15 protein-coding genes are annotated in these 17,525 nt (G+C 62.9%); 8 read left to right on the top strand and 7 right to left on the bottom strand.

All coding sequences use genetic code 11. The features are described from left to right. Nucleotides 1-49: 49 nt before the first annotated feature. The 4 genes from JFT66_RS23160 to JFT66_RS23145 are packed head-to-tail and all read left to right on the top strand — an operon-like array spanning nt 50 to nt 4,558. The gene (locus JFT66_RS23160) at nt 50-1,024 is read left to right on the top strand and encodes an ABC transporter substrate-binding protein (RefSeq protein WP_153838344.1); all 975 of its coding nucleotides are present in this window, start codon (nt 50-52) and stop codon (nt 1,022-1,024) included. A gap of 10 nt (nt 1,025-1,034) precedes the next feature. Then, the gene (locus JFT66_RS23155) at nt 1,035-2,375 is read left to right on the top strand and encodes an LLM class flavin-dependent oxidoreductase (RefSeq protein WP_198860251.1); all 1,341 of its coding nucleotides are present in this window, start codon (nt 1,035-1,037) and stop codon (nt 2,373-2,375) included. A 57-nt stretch (nt 2,376-2,432) separates the two neighbouring features. Further along, nucleotides 2,433-3,602, top strand: a complete 1,170-nt coding sequence (locus tag JFT66_RS23150; RefSeq protein WP_198860250.1) for an acyl-CoA dehydrogenase family protein — start codon at nt 2,433-2,435, stop codon at nt 3,600-3,602. Further along, nucleotides 3,599-4,558 (top strand): D-isomer specific 2-hydroxyacid dehydrogenase family protein, encoded by a 960-nt coding sequence (locus JFT66_RS23145; RefSeq protein ID WP_198860249.1) that lies wholly within the window; start codon nt 3,599-3,601, stop codon nt 4,556-4,558. The genes JFT66_RS23150 and JFT66_RS23145 overlap by 4 nt, the downstream gene beginning before the upstream one ends. 7 nt (nt 4,559-4,565) lie before the next feature. On the opposite strand, the gene JFT66_RS23140 is transcribed toward JFT66_RS23145, so the two are convergent. The 5 genes from JFT66_RS23140 to JFT66_RS23120 all read right to left on the bottom strand — a co-directional run bounded on the left by JFT66_RS23140 (nt 4,566) and on the right by JFT66_RS23120 (nt 9,761). Next, nucleotides 4,566-5,447 (bottom strand): LysR family transcriptional regulator, encoded by an 882-nt coding sequence (locus JFT66_RS23140; RefSeq protein WP_198860248.1) that lies wholly within the window; start codon nt 5,445-5,447, stop codon nt 4,566-4,568. Between the two features lie 195 nt (nt 5,448-5,642). After that, nucleotides 5,643-6,260, bottom strand: coding sequence for an isochorismate family cysteine hydrolase YcaC (gene ycaC / locus JFT66_RS23135; RefSeq protein WP_034120078.1), 618 nt, complete (start codon nt 6,258-6,260; stop codon nt 5,643-5,645). 24 nt (nt 6,261-6,284) lie between these two features. Continuing rightward, nucleotides 6,285-8,123: an amidohydrolase gene (locus JFT66_RS23130; protein WP_153838349.1), complete on the bottom strand. Its 1,839-nt coding sequence runs from the start codon at nt 8,121-8,123 to the stop codon at nt 6,285-6,287. Next, the gene (locus JFT66_RS23125) at nt 8,120-8,710 is read right to left on the bottom strand and encodes an antibiotic biosynthesis monooxygenase (protein ID WP_198860247.1); all 591 of its coding nucleotides are present in this window, start codon (nt 8,708-8,710) and stop codon (nt 8,120-8,122) included. The genes JFT66_RS23130 and JFT66_RS23125 overlap by 4 nt, the downstream gene beginning before the upstream one ends. Before the next feature lie 142 nt (nt 8,711-8,852). Continuing rightward, on the bottom strand, nt 8,853-9,761 hold the full coding sequence (locus tag JFT66_RS23120; protein WP_198860246.1) for a LysR family transcriptional regulator: 909 nt from the start codon (nt 9,759-9,761) through the stop codon (nt 8,853-8,855). A 204-nt stretch (nt 9,762-9,965) separates the two neighbouring features. Here JFT66_RS23120 and JFT66_RS23115 point away from each other — a divergent pair, with 204 nt between their 5' ends. Both JFT66_RS23115 and JFT66_RS23110 read left to right on the top strand, forming a co-directional pair. Next, entirely contained in the window at nt 9,966-10,364 is a 399-nt protein-coding gene (locus JFT66_RS23115) for a helix-turn-helix domain-containing protein (RefSeq protein WP_034120082.1), read from the top strand. Between the two features lie 58 nt (nt 10,365-10,422). Continuing rightward, nucleotides 10,423-13,194, top strand: coding sequence for an ATP-binding protein (locus tag JFT66_RS23110; protein ID WP_198860245.1), 2,772 nt, complete (start codon nt 10,423-10,425; stop codon nt 13,192-13,194). Here JFT66_RS23110 and JFT66_RS23105 read toward each other — a convergent pair. Continuing rightward, complete coding sequence (locus JFT66_RS23105) at nt 13,141-14,649, bottom strand: winged helix-turn-helix domain-containing protein (protein WP_198860244.1); 1,509 nt, start codon at nt 14,647-14,649, stop codon at nt 13,141-13,143. The two genes, JFT66_RS23110 and JFT66_RS23105, sit on opposite strands and share 54 nt — an antisense overlap. A 95-nt stretch (nt 14,650-14,744) precedes the next feature. After that, a complete protein-coding gene (locus tag JFT66_RS23100; RefSeq protein WP_198860243.1) occupies nt 14,745-15,695 on the bottom strand; it encodes a GlxA family transcriptional regulator in 951 nt (316 codons plus the stop codon). A 179-nt stretch (nt 15,696-15,874) separates the two neighbouring features. Between JFT66_RS23100 and JFT66_RS23095 the strand changes: the two genes are divergently transcribed. Both JFT66_RS23095 and JFT66_RS23090 read left to right on the top strand, forming a co-directional pair. Continuing rightward, entirely contained in the window at nt 15,875-16,597 is a 723-nt protein-coding gene (locus tag JFT66_RS23095) for a pirin family protein (RefSeq protein WP_198860242.1), read from the top strand. Nucleotides 16,598-16,742: 145 nt separating this feature from the next. Then, nucleotides 16,743-17,051 (top strand): hypothetical protein, encoded by a 309-nt coding sequence (locus tag JFT66_RS23090; protein WP_073526504.1) that lies wholly within the window; start codon nt 16,743-16,745, stop codon nt 17,049-17,051. Nucleotides 17,052-17,525: the final 474 nt, after the last annotated feature.

Below are 17,525 nucleotides of genomic sequence, written 5' to 3'. Positions count from 1 at the left end.
TTCTCCAGGCGGAGGTATCTCCCTTTACTCAACGCCTGGAGTTTGCCCCATGCTGTACGCCACCCCATTCAAACGCCTGCTGCTGGGCACTGCCCTGGCCCTCGGCCTGTTTTCCAGCGTCCAAGCCGCCGACCTGCAACCGCTGCGCGTGGCCAACCAGAAATCCACGATCAAGGCGCTGCTGGAAGCCTCTGGCGAAACCCAGAACGTCCCCTACGAAATCAAGTGGTCGGAATTCCCCTCCGCCTCGCCGCTGGGCGAAGCGCTGAATGCCGGCGCCGTGGATGTCGGCGCCCTGGGTGACGCACCGTATGTGTTCGCCCTGGGTGCCGGCGCGTCGCTCAAAGTGATCAGCATCATCCATGCGCAAGGGCGTAATACCACCGCGCTGCTGGTACCCAAGGACTCACCGATAAAGACCGCAGCCGACCTCAAGGGCAAGAAAATCGTCACCGGCCGCGGCTCCATCGGGCACTACCTGGCGATCAAGGCCCTGAACGATGCCGGCCTGAGCACCCAGGATGTGCACTTCATCTTCCTGCTACCCGCCGAATCGCGGCTGGTACTGGACAACGGCACGGCAGATGCCTGGGCGACATGGGACCCGTACACCACCGTGGTCACCTCACAGAGCAACGCCCGCGTATTGGTCAGCGGCAAAAACCTGTTGAGCAATCACCTGTACTTCGCCGCCACCCGCCAGGCCATTGCCGACAAGCGCGTGCAACTGGACGACTTTGTCGCACGGGTTGACCGCGCCTACGCCTGGGCCAACAGCCACCCCGATGAATACGCCGCCGCCCAGGCCAGGATCACCGGCTTGCCGTTGGCCGTGCACATCGAAGTGGCCAAGGACACCCATCTGTCCCCGGTCGCAATAGACGACACGGTGATCCACGGCCTGCAAGCCACCGCCGACACCTATGTCAAAGAAGGACTGCTGAGCAAGCACATCGACGTCTCCCAGGGCTTCGACGAAAGCTTCAACGCCAAGCGTACCCGCCTCGACCAAGCCTCGCGCTAAGGAGCAGAACATGAGCAAGCCACGCCAATTGAAACTCGGTGCCATGGTCCACGGTGTCGGCCACGGCTGGGGCGAATGGCGCCACCCGCAGGCGCAACCCAACGCCAGTACCGACTTCGGTTTCTACAAGCAGCAGACCGAACTGGCCGAAGCGGCGCGCTTTGATTTCGTGTTTATTGCCGACAGCCTGCATATCCACGCCAAGTCCAGCCCCCATTACCTCAACCGCTTCGAGCCACTGACCATTCTGTCGGCCCTGGCCGCACTGACGACGAACATCGGCCTGGTCGCCACCGTGACCGTCAGCTACACCGAGCCCTATCAGGTGGCACGCCAGTTCGCCTCGCTGGACCACATCAGCGGCGGCCGCGCCGGCTGGAACGTGGTCACCTCATGGCTCAGTGGCACGGCGGATAACTTCGGTAAAGCCGAACACCCGCCCCATGCAGTGCGCTACCGCATCGCCAAGGAACACTTGAATGTGGTCAAGGGCCTGTGGGACTCCTGGGAAGACGACGCCTTTGCCTACAACAAGCACAGTGGCGAATTCTTCACCCCCGGCAAGTTGCATCCGCTTAACCACAAGGGCGAATTCTTTTCGGTCAAAGGCCCGCTGAATATCGCGCGTTCACGCCAAGGCCAACCGGCGATCTTCCAGGCCGGCACCTCGGAGGATGGGCGTAACTTTGCCGCTGAACACGCCGATGCGATTTTCGTGCATGTGGAGCACATCGATGAGGCCAAGGCCTACAGCGCCGACTTGAAGCGCCGCGCCAGCGGCTTTGGCCGCGACGCCGACAGCCTGTCGATCCTGCCGGGTATCCGCCCGATTGTCGGGCGCGATGCCGCCGAAGTGGAAAGCCGCTACCAGCAAGCGGTGGCGCTGGTCACCGTGGAGGACGCCATCGTCGCCCTCGGCCGGCCGTTCAATGACCATGATTTCAGCCAGTACCCGCTGGATGCGCCCTTCCCCGAACTCGGCGACCTGGGCTCCAATAGCCAGAAAGGCGGCTCCGAGCGCATCAAGCAATTGGCCCGGGAGGAAGGCTTGACCCTGCGCGAAGTAGCCTTGCGCTTTTCGCGACCCAAGCGCGACTTTGTCGGCACCCCGGAGCAGGTCGCGGATGCCATCCAGCGCTGGTTCGAGAGCGGCGCCAGCGATGGTTTCATCATCAACTCGGTACTGCCCGATGGTTTGCAGTACTTCACAGAACTGGTGGTGCCGGTTTTGCAACGGCGCGGCTTGTTCCGAACCGAATACAGCGGCCACACGTTGCGCGACAACCTCGGCCTGGATGTGCCAGCGAACCGCTACAGCGTCGTTGAAGCCGCTGAAAAAGCCCTGGCCTGAACACTCTCCCTGTGGGAGGAGGCTTGCTCCCTCCCACATTTGACCGAGTACATACTGATGACTCAATCGTCTCTACGGGCTGTGGAAGCCGTCGATTTCGACACCACGCTCGACCGCCTCAGCCTCGAACTGGCCAGCACCGCTCACCTGTACGACGCAAGCGGCGCCTTCCCCCACGCCAACTTCAACCTGTTGCACCAACACGGCCTGGTCGCCCTCACCGTGCCCAAGGCCCTCGGTGGCGGCGGTGCCAGCCTGGCCCAGGCGCGCAAGGCCATCAGCGCGATTGCCAAGGGCGAACCGTCCACGGCGCTGATCCTGGTGATGCAGTACCTGCAACACACCCGCCTGCAAGACAGCCACACCTGGCCGGCACACCTGCGCGTTAAAGTCGCCGAAGACGCAGTGCGCAACGGCGCGCTGATCAACGCCCTGCGTGTCGAACCAGACCTGGGCACACCCGCCCGTGGCGGCTTACCGGCGACCACCGCCGTGCGCACCGCCGACGGCTGGCGCATCAGTGGGCGCAAGCTCTACTCCACCGGCAGCCATGGCCTGAGCTGGTTCAGCGTGTGGGCACGCAGCGATGACGAAGACCCGCTGGTAGGTGCCTGGCTGGTGCCCAAGGACAGCCCCGGCGTAAGCATCATCGACACCTGGGATCACCTGGGCATGCGCGCCACCTGCAGCCATGAGGTGGTGCTCGATAACGTGCTGGTGCCGCTGGACCACGCCGTCAGCGTCAGCCCCTGGAGCGCGCCGCAGCCGGAACTGGATGGCGATGGCTTGCTGTGGATGTCAGTGCTGCTGTCGTCGGTGTACGACGCGGTGGCCCAGGCGGCACGGGACTGGCTGGTGAACTGGCTGGAGGAACGCAAGCCGTCCAACCTCGGCGCAGCGCTGTCGAGCTTGCCGCGTTTGCAGGAAACCGTCGGCCATATCGACACCTTATTGTTCGCCAACCGCAGCCTGCTCAACGCCGCCGCCGATGGCCACACGCCTGCCGCCAATGCCGCGCAGTTGAAGTACCTGGTGACCGGCAATGCGATCCGTGCGGTCGAGCTGGCCATCGAAGCCTCGGGCAACCCCGGCTTGTCACGCCATAGCCCACTGCAGCGGCATTACCGCGATGTGCTGTGCAGTCGGGTGCACACCCCACAGAACGACGCCGTGCTGCAAGGCGTGGGCAAAGCCGTGTTCACCCAACGCCAGAAGGAACGCACATGAGTCAGGTGATTATTGCCAGCCAGTTGGACGAAGACTTCAACCAGGTGATCCGCGAGCGCCTGGCGCCGCTGCACCCCGACGCCCAGGTGATCGGCGTGCCGGTCGGCGTGCCCAGCGACCTGCCGCCCCAGGCCAATATCCTGCTGCTGCGCCCGATCAACGTGCGCGGCTACACCGCCCCCGATACCCCGCCACCGGGCTGGCCCTATGGCGCGCAATGGGTGCACCTGGTGTCGTCGGGCATCGACTTCTACCCGCAGTGGCTATTCAACGGCCCGCCCGTGACCACCTCCCGGGGCAGCGCCGCCGATAACCTGGCCGAGTTCGGCCTGGCGGCGATCTTTGCTGCGTCCAAGCACTTGCCGGATATCTGGGTAAAGGATTCGCAGTGGAATTTCACCGCCCTGCGCCCGCTCAAGGGCACCACCCTGGGCATCCTAGGCTTTGGTGCGATTGGCGCAAGCCTGGCGCAAAAGGCCCTGGCCCTGGGGATCGAGGTCGTGGCGCTCAGGCAAAGCCAGGCACCCTTTGAGGTTGACGGTGTGCAAGCGGCCAGGGATATCCACGACCTGTTCGCCCGCGCCGACCACCTGGTACTCGCCGCGCCCCTGACCGAAGCCACGCGGCATATTGTTGATCGCAAGGTACTGGCCAGTGCCAAACCGGGACTGCACCTGATCAATATCGCGCGCGGTGGCCTGCTGGATCAGGAGGCACTGCTGGAGGCACTGGATAACGGCCAGATCGGCCTGGCCTCCCTCGACGTCACCGAACCAGAACCACTGCCGGACGGGCATCCGTTGTATACCCATCCGCGGGTGCGCTTGTCGCCGCACACCTCGGCGATTTCCACCCGCAGCCAGCATGAAATTGCCGATACGTTCCTGGCCAACTTGCAGCGTTACATCGAGGGGCTTGCACTGCTCAACTTGGCGAATGCCAGCCCGCGCAGGTGATCTTCGTTCAGCAGCCTGCGGCCAAACGCTCACGCAAAAACTCCACCAACGCCTGCACCGGCCGTGAACTCTGCCGGTGCTGCGGGTACACCGCCGACAAGGTCAAGGCTTCTGGGGCAAAGTCTTCCAACACTGCCACAAGGCGCCCGTCCTTCAAGGCATCAGCGACGATAAACGTCGGCAGGTACGTCACCCCCAACCCGGCAATGGCCGTGTCACGCAACAGCTCGCCGTTATTCACGCGCATCCGCCCAGTGACATTCAACACCTGCAACTTGCCCTTGAAGCGCCACTGCACCTGGCGCCCATGCCCGTAGGGCAGGCAGTCGTGCGCGGTCAAATCTTCGGGTTTCAACGGTGTACCCCGCAGCGCCAGGTAATCGGGGCTGGCGCAATACACCCGCTGCACACTGGCGATCCGCCGAGCAATCAAGGTGGAATCCTCCAGGGTGCCGATACGCAGCACCAGGTCGTAGCCCTCGCCGATCAGGTCCACCGGGCGGTCGCTGAGATCGACTTCCACCGAAACCTGCGGATAACGTTGCAGGAACAACGGCAACAAACAACTCAGGTGAGCCATGGCAAACGACAGCGGCGCGCTGAGACGCAGGGTGCCACGCGGCTCGCTGTTCTGGCCGGCGATGCCCTGCTCCACTTGCTCGACATCATTGAGCAGGCGCAAGGCGGATTCGTAGTAACTCTGGCCCAGTGGCGTGACATCCAGGCGCCGCGTGGAGCGGTTGAGCAGGCGCACGCCGAGGCGTTCTTCGAGCTGGATCAGGCGGCGGCTGACAAATTGCTTGGACAGGCCCAACTGCTCGGCGGCGGCGGTGAAACTGCCGGATTCCATGACCTGGCAGAACAGGCGCATGTCTTCAAAGGGGTTCATTGTCGCTTCTCGGTGGACGATGGGCTGATTTATAGCGGGGTCAGAGGCACAGCACAAACCTAATGTGGGAGGGGGCTTGCTCCCGATGGCGGTGCACCAGTCAAAAATGCCGTGACTGACACACCGCCATCGGGAGCAAGTCGAATCGTCGCACCGCCCCTCCCACATGGGATTACCTACAGGTTTGAGAACCGGTTACTTGGCCGTGAACGCCGAGTAGCTGTTCATCAGGTTGCGATAGTTGGGGATGCGCGGCGACAGCAGGTTGGCCAGGCCTTCCATGTCGTTGCGCCAGTCGATCTGCAGTTCGCAGGCCACCGAGAACCAGTTCACCAGATGGGCGCCGGCAGCGCTCATGCGTGCCCAGGAAGCACGTTGCACGGCTTCGTTGAAGGTCCCCGAGGCATCGGTGACCACAAATACCTCGAAGCCTTCAGCCAATGCCGCCAGGGTCGGGAAGGTCACGCAAACGTCGGTCACCACGCCCGCGATGATCAACTGCTTGCGACCGGTGGCCTTCACGGCCTTGACGAAATCTTCGTTGTCCCAGGCATTGATCTGGCCTGGGCGCGGGATGTACGGCGCATCCGGGAACAGTTCCTTGAGTTCCGGCACCAGCGGGCCGTTGGGGCCGGTTTCAAAGCTGGTGGTGAGGATGGTCGGCAGCTTGAAGAACTTGGCCACGTCGGCCAGGGCCAGTACGTTGTTCTTGAACTCGTTAGGGGAGAAATCCTGTACCAGGGAGATCAGGCCGGTCTGGTGATCGACCAACAGTACGACTGCTTCGTCTTTGTTCAAGCGCTTGTAAGTCATGGGGTAACTCCTTTGGTTTCTGGATTAAAAGGCAAAGCAGGAGCAGCCGAACGCGCCCCAGAAGCCCTGGAAGTCGCTGACCGGCACGCTGGAAAGACGCGCTTTTTCATGGCTGTGGGAATGCACGCCACAGGGGCCGCTGCATTGATGGACCTGGGCTTGCAATGGCGAACTGGGGCGCCAGTGCCCCGGCACCTTGACCACCGGTGACCAGTCCGGCAGCACCGGTACCCGTGGTGGTGCGAAGTCTTCGAAGTCGCCGGCGCCGTATACGACCTTGCCGCCGACTACGGTCAGCACCGACTCGATCCACTTGATCGCCTCTTCATCGACGCTGAAAAAGTCCGCCGACAAGGCGGCCACATCCGCCAACTGGCCGACCTTGATCTGGCCTTTCTTGCCCTGCTCGGACGAGAACCAGGCGCTGCCGTGGGTGAACAACTCCAACGCGGTGAGGCGTGGCAGGCCCTCGGCATGCAGCTCCAGCCCGCCGACGGTGCGCCCGCTGACCATCCAGTACAGCGAAGTCCACGGGTTATAGCTCGAGACCCGCGTGGCATCGGTGCCCGCCCCCACCGGTACGCCTTCGGCAAGCATGCGCTTGATCGGCGGCGTGGCTTCGGCGGCCTTGGCGCCGTAGCGCTCGACAAAGTATTCACCCTGGAACGCCATGCGATCCTGGATCGCAATGCCACCACCGAGGGCGCGTACGCGTTCGATATTCTTCGGGGTGATGGTTTCGGCGTGGTCGAAGAACCATGGCAGGCCGTTGAAAGGAATGTCGCGGTTGACCTTCTCGAACACGTCGAGCATGCGCGAGATCGACTCGTCGTAAGTGGCGTGCAGGCGGAACGGCCAGCGCTGTTCCACCAGGTGACGGACCACCGGCTCCAGCTCCTGTTCCATGGTCAGCGGCAGGTCGGGCCGTGGTTCGAGGAAGTCTTCGAAATCCGCCGCCGAAAACACCAGCATCTCGCCGGCGCCATTGTGGCGCAGATAGTCATCGCCCTGATGCAGAGTGACGCTGCCGGTCCAGTTCTTGAAGTCGCTGAGTTCTTCCTTGGGCTTCTGGGTGAACAGGTTATAGGCGATGCGCACCGTCAACTGTTGATCCTTGGCCAGTTGCTCGATCACCGCGTAGTCGTCAGGGTAGTTCTGGAAACCGCCACCGGCATCGATGGCGCTGGTCAGGCCAAGGCGATTGAGTTCACGCATGAACTGGCGAGTGGAGTTGACCTGGTATTGCAGTGGCAGTTTCGGGCCCTTGGCCAAGGTCGAGTACAGAATCATCGCGTTAGGCCGCGCCACCAGCATGCCGGTGGGGTTGCCGTGGCTGTCGCGCACGATCTCGCCGCCCGGCGGGTTCGGCGTGTCCTTGGTGTAGCCGGCCACGCGCAGCGCCGCACGGTTGAGCAAGGCGCGGTCATACAGGTGCAGCACGAACACCGGGGTGTCCGGCGCGGCCTGGTTGAGTTCTTCCAGGGTGGGCATGCGTTTTTCGGCGAACTGGAATTCGTTCCAGCCGCCGACCACACGTACCCATTGCGGCGTGGGAGTGCGGTCAGCCTGGTCCTTGAGCATGCGCAAGGCATCGGCCAGGGAAGGCACGCCTTCCCAGCGCAGTTCAAGGTTGTAGTTCAGCCCGCCACGGATCAGGTGCAGGTGCGAGTCGTTAAGGCCGGGGATCACCGTGCGGCCTTTGAGGTCGATGACCTGGGTGCCGCTGCCGCGCAGGGCCATGGCCTCGCCGTCCGTGCCGACAGCGACGAAGCGCCCGTCGTGGATGGCGACAGCGGTGGCGCGTGGGTTTTCCCGGTCCACGGTGTGGAACTGGCCATTGAACAGAATCAGATCGGCGTTCATAGGGTTTCCTTTACAGAGGCTTGAAGCCAGGGGGCGAACAGGCGGGTGGCCGCGGGCATCAGCAGGTAGACCACCAGCAACACAATGGTCAGGGTGACCAGGAAGGTGGAGACCACGTAGTTGGACAGGAACGGGTGCAAGCGCAGGATCGGTCCCCAGATAAAGGGCAGGAGCAGGGTTTGCGGCAGAATCACAAACAGGCTGACCACCGCCTGCTTCCAGCGCGGCGGCGGCGCAGCGCCGTCGGCCTGGGGCGCGAACCAGAACTCATTGACGGCGCCGATTTCAGTCTGGTCGCCGTCCGCCAGCATCGGCGCGGCTTCGTCGATCAGGGCTTGGCGCTGGGGGGAGTCGAGCCACAATTCCAGGGCGTCCGTGGAGCGGTAGCGCAGTACGCAGGTGAACAACGCCATGCCGTTCTGCTGGCTACGCACCACATCGACGCCGAGATGACCTGGGCGCTCGCCGGCGATGCGCACGATGCGGCGTAGCCAGGCTTCGTATTCAGTTTCGCGACCCGGTTTGACCCGGTGCTTGACGACCAGGGTGACGACTTCGTCGGGGCTGGTTTTGGGTGTTGGGTCCATGGTTGGGTGACTCCCCCGCAGGCTTGAGTGATAGGAGAAGTTTGCCGGGCTGGGGGGGGCGGGGAATTGGATGTATGTGCTGTTTGGGTTTCTTGGAGAGTGGGTATGTACTCGGTCAAAAACCCAACATCCTTCCACGCAGTCAGTTAGCCGCCGCCATATACTCCACAATCCTCGCCCGTAACCAGCGCTCCGCGGGGTCATTGTCATGCACCCCACTCCACACCATCGACAACTCCGCCGCGTCAATCGCAAACGGCGGGTCTTCTGCGCGCAAGCGGGTGCCTTCGGTCAATGCGCACGCCGCGTAATCCGGTACGGTGGCGATAATCTGCGTGCCCGCCAGCAACGCGCGCAACCCGCTGAACTGCGGCACGGCCAGCACTACCCGCCGCGAGCGGCCGATGCGCGCCAGGTCGAGGTCGATATTGCCGCTCAAGTCCCCTGAAAACGACACCATCGCATGGGGCCTGGCGCAGTAGTCATCCAGGGTCAGCGGCGCCACGCCGTCATCGCCGCGCAGCACCTTGCAGGGGATGTCCCGCAGTTTTTTGCGCTTGGCATTCGCCGGCAGTTCGGTGGTGTAGCTGACCCCCACCGAGATCTCGCCGCTGGCCAGCAGCGCCGACATCAACAGGTAATTGGCCCGGCGCACCACCACGATGATGCCCGGTGCCTCTTCGCGCAGTTGACTGAGCAACGACGGAAACAGCCCGAACTCGGCGTCATCGGACAGGCCGATGCGAAACACCGCACTGCTGCTGGAAGGGTCGAAGTCCTTGGCGCGACTGACGGCGCCGGAGATGGTGTCCATGGCCGGTTGCAGCTCCTTGAGTATCGCCACCGCACGGGGCGTGGGTTCCATGCCGCGACCGTTGCGCAGCAGCAACGGGTCGTCGAACAAATCGCGCAAGCGGCCTAACGCGGCACTCACTGCCGGTTGGCCCATAAAGAGCTTCTCGGCCACCCGAGTCAGGTTTTTCTCGAACATCAGTGCTTCGAAAATCACCAGCAGGTTCATGTCGACGCGGCGCAGGTCGTTGCGGTTCATGGCGGTTTCCACACAGTTTCCAGACAGCCAGGGAAGCATGCCCGGAACGCCTGCGATTGCATGGCTGTGCTGTCATTTTCAGCCCCATAACTGGAGAAATTAACAACGATTAACTCGTCAGCCCGGCGGTCCGGCGCCAAGAATGGCGGCGTCTACACTGCATCCATCCACCGGGAACGCTCCCATCGACTAAGGATATTTGTCATGGCCCGACTCGAGCAATATGCCCCGCGTTTGTCCGCCACCGGTGGCCTGTGCCCACGGCGCGAGCGAATCGCCAAGCAACTGATCCTCGCCAACCTCGGCGAAAGCCTGGCCATCGCCGACCTGGCCCAGGCCTGCGCCTTGTCGCGCAGTCATTTTTCCCGCGCATTCAAGTGCACTACCGGCCTGTCGCCCCAGGATTGGATTCGCCAGCAGCGCATCCAGCGCGCCAAGGAGTTGATCACCGGTTCGTCCATGAGTCTCACGCAAATCAGCCTGGAATGTGGTTTCTGCGACCAGGCGCACTTCTGCCATATGTTCACGCGCAGCGAGGGTGTGAACCCGATGACCTGGCGAAACCACCAGTCGCGTCACAAGCCTGAGGTAATCGCCGCCTAGTGGTCTTCTCGCACCTGGAATATGCTGGCCCATCCCTGTATCCGGAACCCGGGCAGCCATGACTGACTTGAGCGACCAGGCCGTGCACTTCGGCCCCTATCGCATCCACCCGCGCCAGCGCCTGGTGCTGGAGGCCGGTCGCCCGCTGCGCCTGGGGCGGCGTGCGGTAGATATTCTGCTGGTCTTGCTGGAGCACGCCGGCAATGTGGTGAGCAAGCAGGAGCTGATCGCGCGGGTATGGCCCAGAACCGTGGTGGAAGACGGCAATCTTCGGGTGCACATGGCAGCCTTGCGCAAGGCACTGGGTGATGGCCAGGCCGGGCAGCGCTATATCGTCACGGTCGCCCAGCGCGGCTACAGTTTTGTTGCCCCACTGAGCATCGAACCGATGACGCTACCCACAGGCGGTATGCCTCAACGCCCAAGCCATAACCTGCCGCTGCGACGCACGCGAATGATCGGTCGCCAGGCCCTGATCGACACCCTGGTGCAGCAACTGCCGCAGCAGCGTTTTATCACCCTGACCGGCGCCGGTGGAATCGGCAAGACCACCGTCGCCCTGCGTGTCGCCGAGTTATTGATCGGGCATTACCGCGACGGTATTCACCTGCTGGACCTGGCGCCGCTCAGTACGGCATCAATGATCCTGCCCAACCTCGCCGCCCTGCTCGACCTTACACCTGGCGAGAATGCGCCGCTGGCCAACTTCGCCCGCAGCCTGCAGGCGCGCCAGATGCTGCTGGTGATCGACAACTGCGAACACCTGCTTGACGACATCGCCCTGATCAGCGAAACCCTGTTGCGCCATGCACCCCATCTGCACATCCTCACTACCAGCCGCGAAGCCCTGCGCGCCGAAGGTGAATATGTGCAACGCCTGGAACCGCTGGCCTGCCCGCCTGCCACCGGCAACCGTGCCCAGGCCCTGGGTTACCCGGCGATGCAATTGCTGATCGAGCGGGCCATGTCCCATCAGGACAACTTTGCCCTCAGCGGAGCTGAACTGCCACTGGCGATTGATATCTGCCAGCGCCTGGACGGTATTCCCCTGGCGATCGAACTGGTGGCCGCGCAAATCGAGCGCTTTGGCTTGCAGGGGCTACGGGTGCAGATGGAAGACAATTTCCGCCTGCTGACCCGCGGGCGGCGCAGCGCCCTGCCCCGCCAACAAACCCTGCGGGCTACCCTCGACTGGAGCTTTGACCTGCTCACCGAGTGCGAAAAAACCTGCCTGCGCCGCCTCGCGGTCTTTCGCGCAGGCTTCAGCCTGGTCAGTGCCGCGGCGGTGATCACCGGGGACACGATCGCCCCCGCCGAGGTGCTGGGCTCCATCACGCAACTGGTGGCCAAGTCACTGTTGAATGTGGAAGCCGGTGATGACGAGATGGTGTATCGCCTGCTGGATATCACCCGCACCTATGCCCTGGAAAAGCTCAGCCTCGCCGCTGAACTGGCAGCCACGCGAGAGCGCCACGCAGCCCGCTGCCTGGCGTTGATGGAACAGGCCCAGGCCGACTGGGAGCTGCTTGCCACGCAGCCTTGGATCGACCGTTATGCGCCGCTGCGCGAGGACGTACGCGCCGCACTCGACTGGGGCTTTGCCGAAGATCGCGGGCACTTGCTGGCTATCCGCCTGACGGTCAGCGCGATGCCCCTGTGGCAGGAATTGTCATTGCTGCGTGAACACGGCGGCTATGTGGACACGGCATTGGCGCTGATAGGCCAGGTCAACACCCCCTGCACCCAATTGACCCTGCAACTGCAATTGGCGCTGGGCAGCCTCTCCTACCACGCCATGGGTGCTGCGCCCCAAACCATCGCGGCCTTTGTCAGTGCCGAACGCTTGGCCAAGGCGCGCCAGGACCTTGCTGGCCAGTTGCGTGCGGTCTCCGGGCATATGGCCGTGAACCTGTGTGCCGGGCGCTACGCTCAAGCGCTGCAGCAGAGCCTGCAGTTTGCTCGCCTCGACCCGCGCACCGAACCGCTGCTGGACCTGAGCGCCCAGCGATTGCGCGCGCTGGCCCAGCATTACACCGGAAACCAGGCGCTCGCCCGACACAATGCCGAGCAAGTGCTGCAGCGCATGAGTCACAGCGGCCATGTGAACCGGTTCGCCCACGGCGTCGGCGTGCAATACGACCAAAGCGTCGCGTCCCTGACCCTGCTCGCGCGGATCCTGTGGCTGCAGGGCCTTCCCGATCGCGCCTGGCGCACCGCCAGCCAGGCGCTGGAACTGGCACTGCAGATCAACCATGGCACGTCGATCTGCTACACCCTGGCCCTGGCCGGGGTGGTGATCGCCCGTTACAACGGCGCCGAACACGAGGCACAAACCCTGCAAAGGCGACTGCTTGAGGAGTCGCACAAGCATTCAGCGCAGTTGTTCCAGACCTGGGCCGGGCATTACGCCGGTATCCTCGGCAATCAGCATTTGCAGGGCCTGGGACTGATTGAGGACACCCTGATCACTTTGGGTGCCGACGAAGTCGATGACGCAGCCTTCGAGCGCGCACGCAATGGCTCTGCGGGTTGGTGCGCGCCGGAAATCCTGCGGGTCCGCGCCGAGCAGTGGGTGCACCAGGGCGACAGGCTCGCCGCTGAACCCCTGCTGCTCGAAGCCCTGGGCGTGGCGCATCAGCAAGGTGCCCTGGCCTGGGAGCTGCGCTGTGCGACTTCCCTGGCACGACTTTGGTGCCAGCAGGGGCGCCTGCAGGCCGCCCGGGATCTGCTGGGCTCGGTCTACGGGCGTTTTACCGAAGGATTCGCCACCCAGGATTTAATCCGAGCACGCCGCCTGCTCGACCAGTTGCAGGACAAACGGCCGGCCTGAAAACACGCCCATGCATTGCCCATAGCCCTGCTGTAAGCGCTCGACCTGACGCGGGTCACGCAGTTGCGCCAGGGCGTAGCTGCGCACGCAGTTGAGCAGGCGATAGCGGCGCTGCGGGCCCAGGCCAGGCTCCACGTTCAATAGAGAGACATTGACCAGGCGCGCCAGCAGATAGGCCAGGTCGGCGTGCTCAAGCTCGGTACCGCTTACCAGGTCGCTCAAGGTAGGCAAGGTCACCGCCATCTTGAACAAACCCAACTGCAGGAACAGCCAGCACTCCGGCAGGCTCAGGCGTTCGTAGCTCCAATCCAGGGCAGCGGCCAGTGAACGATGATGTTCCACCGCCGTACGGCGCCCACGCGTCAGCACCTGCAGCCCCGTGCGCACTTGCCTCTGCACACCGCCAATGCCCAACGCGTCGACTTGGGCTGCCGCCAGTTCAAGGGCCAGCGGGATACCGTCCAGGCGCGAACAAACATCGCGTATCGCTGCCAGGTCCTGGCGCCTCAATACAAAACCCTGCTGACTGGCGCGTACCCGTGCGACGAACAGTTGTACCGCAGGACAGCCCATCACCTGCTCGACACTACTTAACGTTGACGGTGACGGCACGGCCAATCGCGGCACACGCAGCACCCACTCACCAGGGGCCAGCAAGGCTTCGCGGCTGCTGACCAGCACGCTGACGCCGGGCGCCCGTTCGCGCAATGCGCGCACCAGCTTGCGACAGGCACCCAGCAGCAGGTCGGCACCATCGAGTACCAGCAGCAACTGACGCGAGGCCAGTCGGCGGCACAGCTCATCAAGGCTCTGGCAGGCCTCCAGCTGAAATACCGTGGCCAGCGTGCCGAGCAGTTCGTGTGGTGCCTGCATCGGGGTCAAATCGACCCACCACACCCCGTCGCGATAGCGTGGCAACACGCGCTCGGCCACGGCCAGGGCCAACGTACTTTTGCCAATGCCGGCTACCCCGGTGAGCGTCAACAGCCGGTGCCCGGACAAGCGCCGCACCAGCATGCCCACCAGTTCATCGCGACCGCATACCGGGCTGAGCCGCGCAGCCAGGTTGTGTTGGGGCAGCAGCGCCGGCTGCGTGCCTTGCACGGGCGCGACGAAGCAGTAACCGCGCTGGGGATGATTGAGGATCAAGCGCCGCCCGTCGAGGGCACGTCGCAACGCCGCTATGTGCACGCGCAGGTTATTGTCTTCGACCACGCTGTTGGGCCAGACCCGCTCGATCAACGTGGCCTTGCTGATGAACTGCCCGGGCGCCTCGAGCAATACCGCGAGAATATCCAAGGCACGTCCGCCCAGGGGCACCGGCCAGCCCGCCTTGCTGACCAGGCGCTGTTGCCGATGAAAGGTGTAGGGGCCGAAATTCACCGCGACACAATTTTGCATGTCCGTAACAGCGCTGGAACACCCGTGCTTGAGTGCCTGCGCATCCTTTTCCATGGGCTCGACGCTATCTTGCCAGTTGGCGATATCAGGACAATGCCGACACGGGGAGCAATACGGACAATCGAGTGCCCCAGACGGACATTGTGTTGTTAACTGAACTGTTGTCGGTACTGGGTGGGGTTCAGGCCGAGCTTTTCACTGAACAGAAAGCGCATATGCCGCACGCTGCCAAAACCTGAGTGGAATGCCACGGTCTTGAGCGGCAGGTCGGTGGTTTCCAACAGTTGCCGGGCACGGTCGATGCGTGCGCCCTGCAGGAAAACCATCGGCGTCATCTGCACGTCCTTGGCGAACAGACGCGCAAAATGCCGTGCACTCATGCCAGCCAGTTCGGCCATGGACTCGATGGTAAAGGGTTGATCCAGATGCGCCAGCACGTGGTTCTGCACGCGGGTGATCGCGGTTTCCTGGGGCGCCACGGCAGCGGTCATCGGGCTGAACTGGGCCTGGCCGCCCTGGCGCTTCATCACCACCAGCAACACCTTGGCCACGTCCACCGCCACTTGCTTGCCATGGTCCTGGGCGACCACCGAGAGGGCCAGGTCGATACCGGCGGTGACGCCGCCCGAGGTGATCAGGCGCCCGTCCTGCAGGTAGATGCGATCGGTCTCGACGATGGCGTTGGGGAACGCCTTGATCAACCGCTCGGTGTAATGCCAATGGGTGGTCACACGGTGGCCGTCGAGCAAACCGGCATGCCCGAGCACAAAGGCGCCGGTGCAGATCGAGCCGAAACGCCGAGCACGTGGCGCAGCGGTTTTCAGCCAAGGCAGCAACGCAGGATGGCATTCGTTATAGGCGCCCGGGCCGCCTGGCACCAGCAGCAGGTCGTAGGCGACCTGGGCCTGGTCCAACTGCAGGTCGGTCTGGACCCTCACGCCGTTGGAGGCCCGCAATGGACCGGGCTCAGTGCCGAGGGTGAGGATCTGATAGTGATCGGCTGCGGGCAGGTAGCGGTTGGCAATCGAAAACACCTCCAGCGGCCCGGCCATGTCGAGCAGCAGGAAGTCCGGAAACAGCGCCATGGCCACGGTTTTCATAAGTGGGAATGTCCATCGAGCAGGAATGCGGCGGGCATTATGGCACGTCTTTCAATGTCCACCTGAGAGAGACAGTTATTCAACTTTCACCTTCTTAATGAATATATGGATAACCATTAATCTTCTTCTCACGCAAGCGCACTGCATCTCGCAACCCGCGCTCACTTGAGGACTGGACCATGCTGACCCTTCGCAAAGCTTCCGAACGCGGCGCCGCCAATCACGGTTGGTTGAAGTCGTTCCACACCTTCTCCTTCGCCAACTACTGGAACCCCAAGGAGCAGGGTTTTTCCGACCTGCTGGTGATCAACGATGACCGCGTCGCCGCCGGCAAAGGCTTTGGCCAGCACCCGCACCGCGACATGGAGATTTTCTCTTATGTGCTCGAAGGCGCCCTGGAACACAAGGACACCCTGGGCACCGGCTCCGTGATCCGCCCTGGCGATGTACAGCTGATGAGTGCCGGCAGCGGCGTGGCCCATAGTGAGTTCAACCATAGCCAAAACCGTGGGGTGCACTTCCTGCAAATCTGGATCGTGCCCGATGAAGCCGGCGCCAAGCCACGCTATCAGCAGGAGCACTTCAGTGAAGCGCAGAAACGCGGGCGCTTGCAGTTGATCATCTCGCCGGATGGCGCCAATGGCTCACTGAAGGTGCGCCAGGATGCGCGAGTGTATGCCGGGCTGTTCAACGGTGATGAAAGCACCCGCCTGGAGCTTGCGCCGGATCGTTATGCCTACATCCATGTGGCGCGGGGCAGCGTTGAACTCAATGGCCAGCGCTTGCAGGAAGGTGACGGCGCCCGCCTGCGCGATGAGCGCCAGATTCGCCTCAGCCATGGCGAGGACGCCGAGGTGCTGGTGTTTGACCTGCGCCCACAGGAGTTGCCGCACATGCCGTGACGGCCTGATTGATGGCCCGGTGAGACGGGCCATCGCTGGCGTCGATAGTCACCATCAGCGCAATGAAGTTCTCTTAAAAAATCCAACGCGTAACATCAAACCCATGCCAAACGGCACCCAACTAAAACATTCGGAGCACATCACCATGAAACGCCAACTCTTGCTTAGCCTCGCTTTCTCGGTACTCGCTGCCAACGCTTTTGCCCACCCGGTTGTCGCTGAAGGGGGTGCGGATCGCCTGATAGAAACCCGTGTTGCCGAAGGTGGCGCCGATCGCTTGCAGGAACGTGGCCTGGCTGAAGGCGGTGCCGATCGTCTGCAAGAACGCGGCCTGGCTGAAGGTGGTGCCGATCGTCTGCAAGAACGCGGCCTCGCTGAAGGTGGTGCTGATCGTCTGCAAGAACGCGGCCTGGCTGAAGGTGGTGCCGAGCGTCTGCTGAGCACCCACGTATAACCCCGCGCTGTCGGCGGGACACCCCAAACCGGCCTGATCAGCCGGTTTTTTTTCGACTGCGATTTGCATCTACACAATGCTGTAACGGCCACCGTAACCACGATGCGCAGCGAGCCGCTGTAAGAGCGGAACCAATAGCGGCCGTTACCGCAGAAATGGATATGTACTCGAACCAACGCAAGATCCTGGTCGCCTGTCAGGCCGCCTTCGCGAGCAAGCCCGCTCCCACATTTGGATCGCAGGGCATCAGCTAGTAGGTCTGCGACTAATACAGCCGTCGTCACCTTCATCCCTGAACAATCAGGAATTTCTTGCGATACGCCGCCGGCAACATCCCCACCCGTTGCTGAAACAGGCAGCGAAACGAGTTGCTGTCTGCGGCTTGCACTTTTCGCATGCAATAAGTCATTTGTGCACCTTCCTTAGCCGACTCCACGCCCTTACAGTGCTGCCATTGATCAACTGTCTGGCGTC

It is taken from the genome of Pseudomonas sp. MF6755, from assembly GCF_016405635.1.
Taxonomy (GTDB): Bacteria; Pseudomonadota; Gammaproteobacteria; order Pseudomonadales; family Pseudomonadaceae; genus Aquipseudomonas; species Aquipseudomonas haemolytica.
The sequence above is the reverse complement of the archived record's forward strand: the minus strand, read 5'-3'. Positions and strand labels throughout refer to the sequence as shown.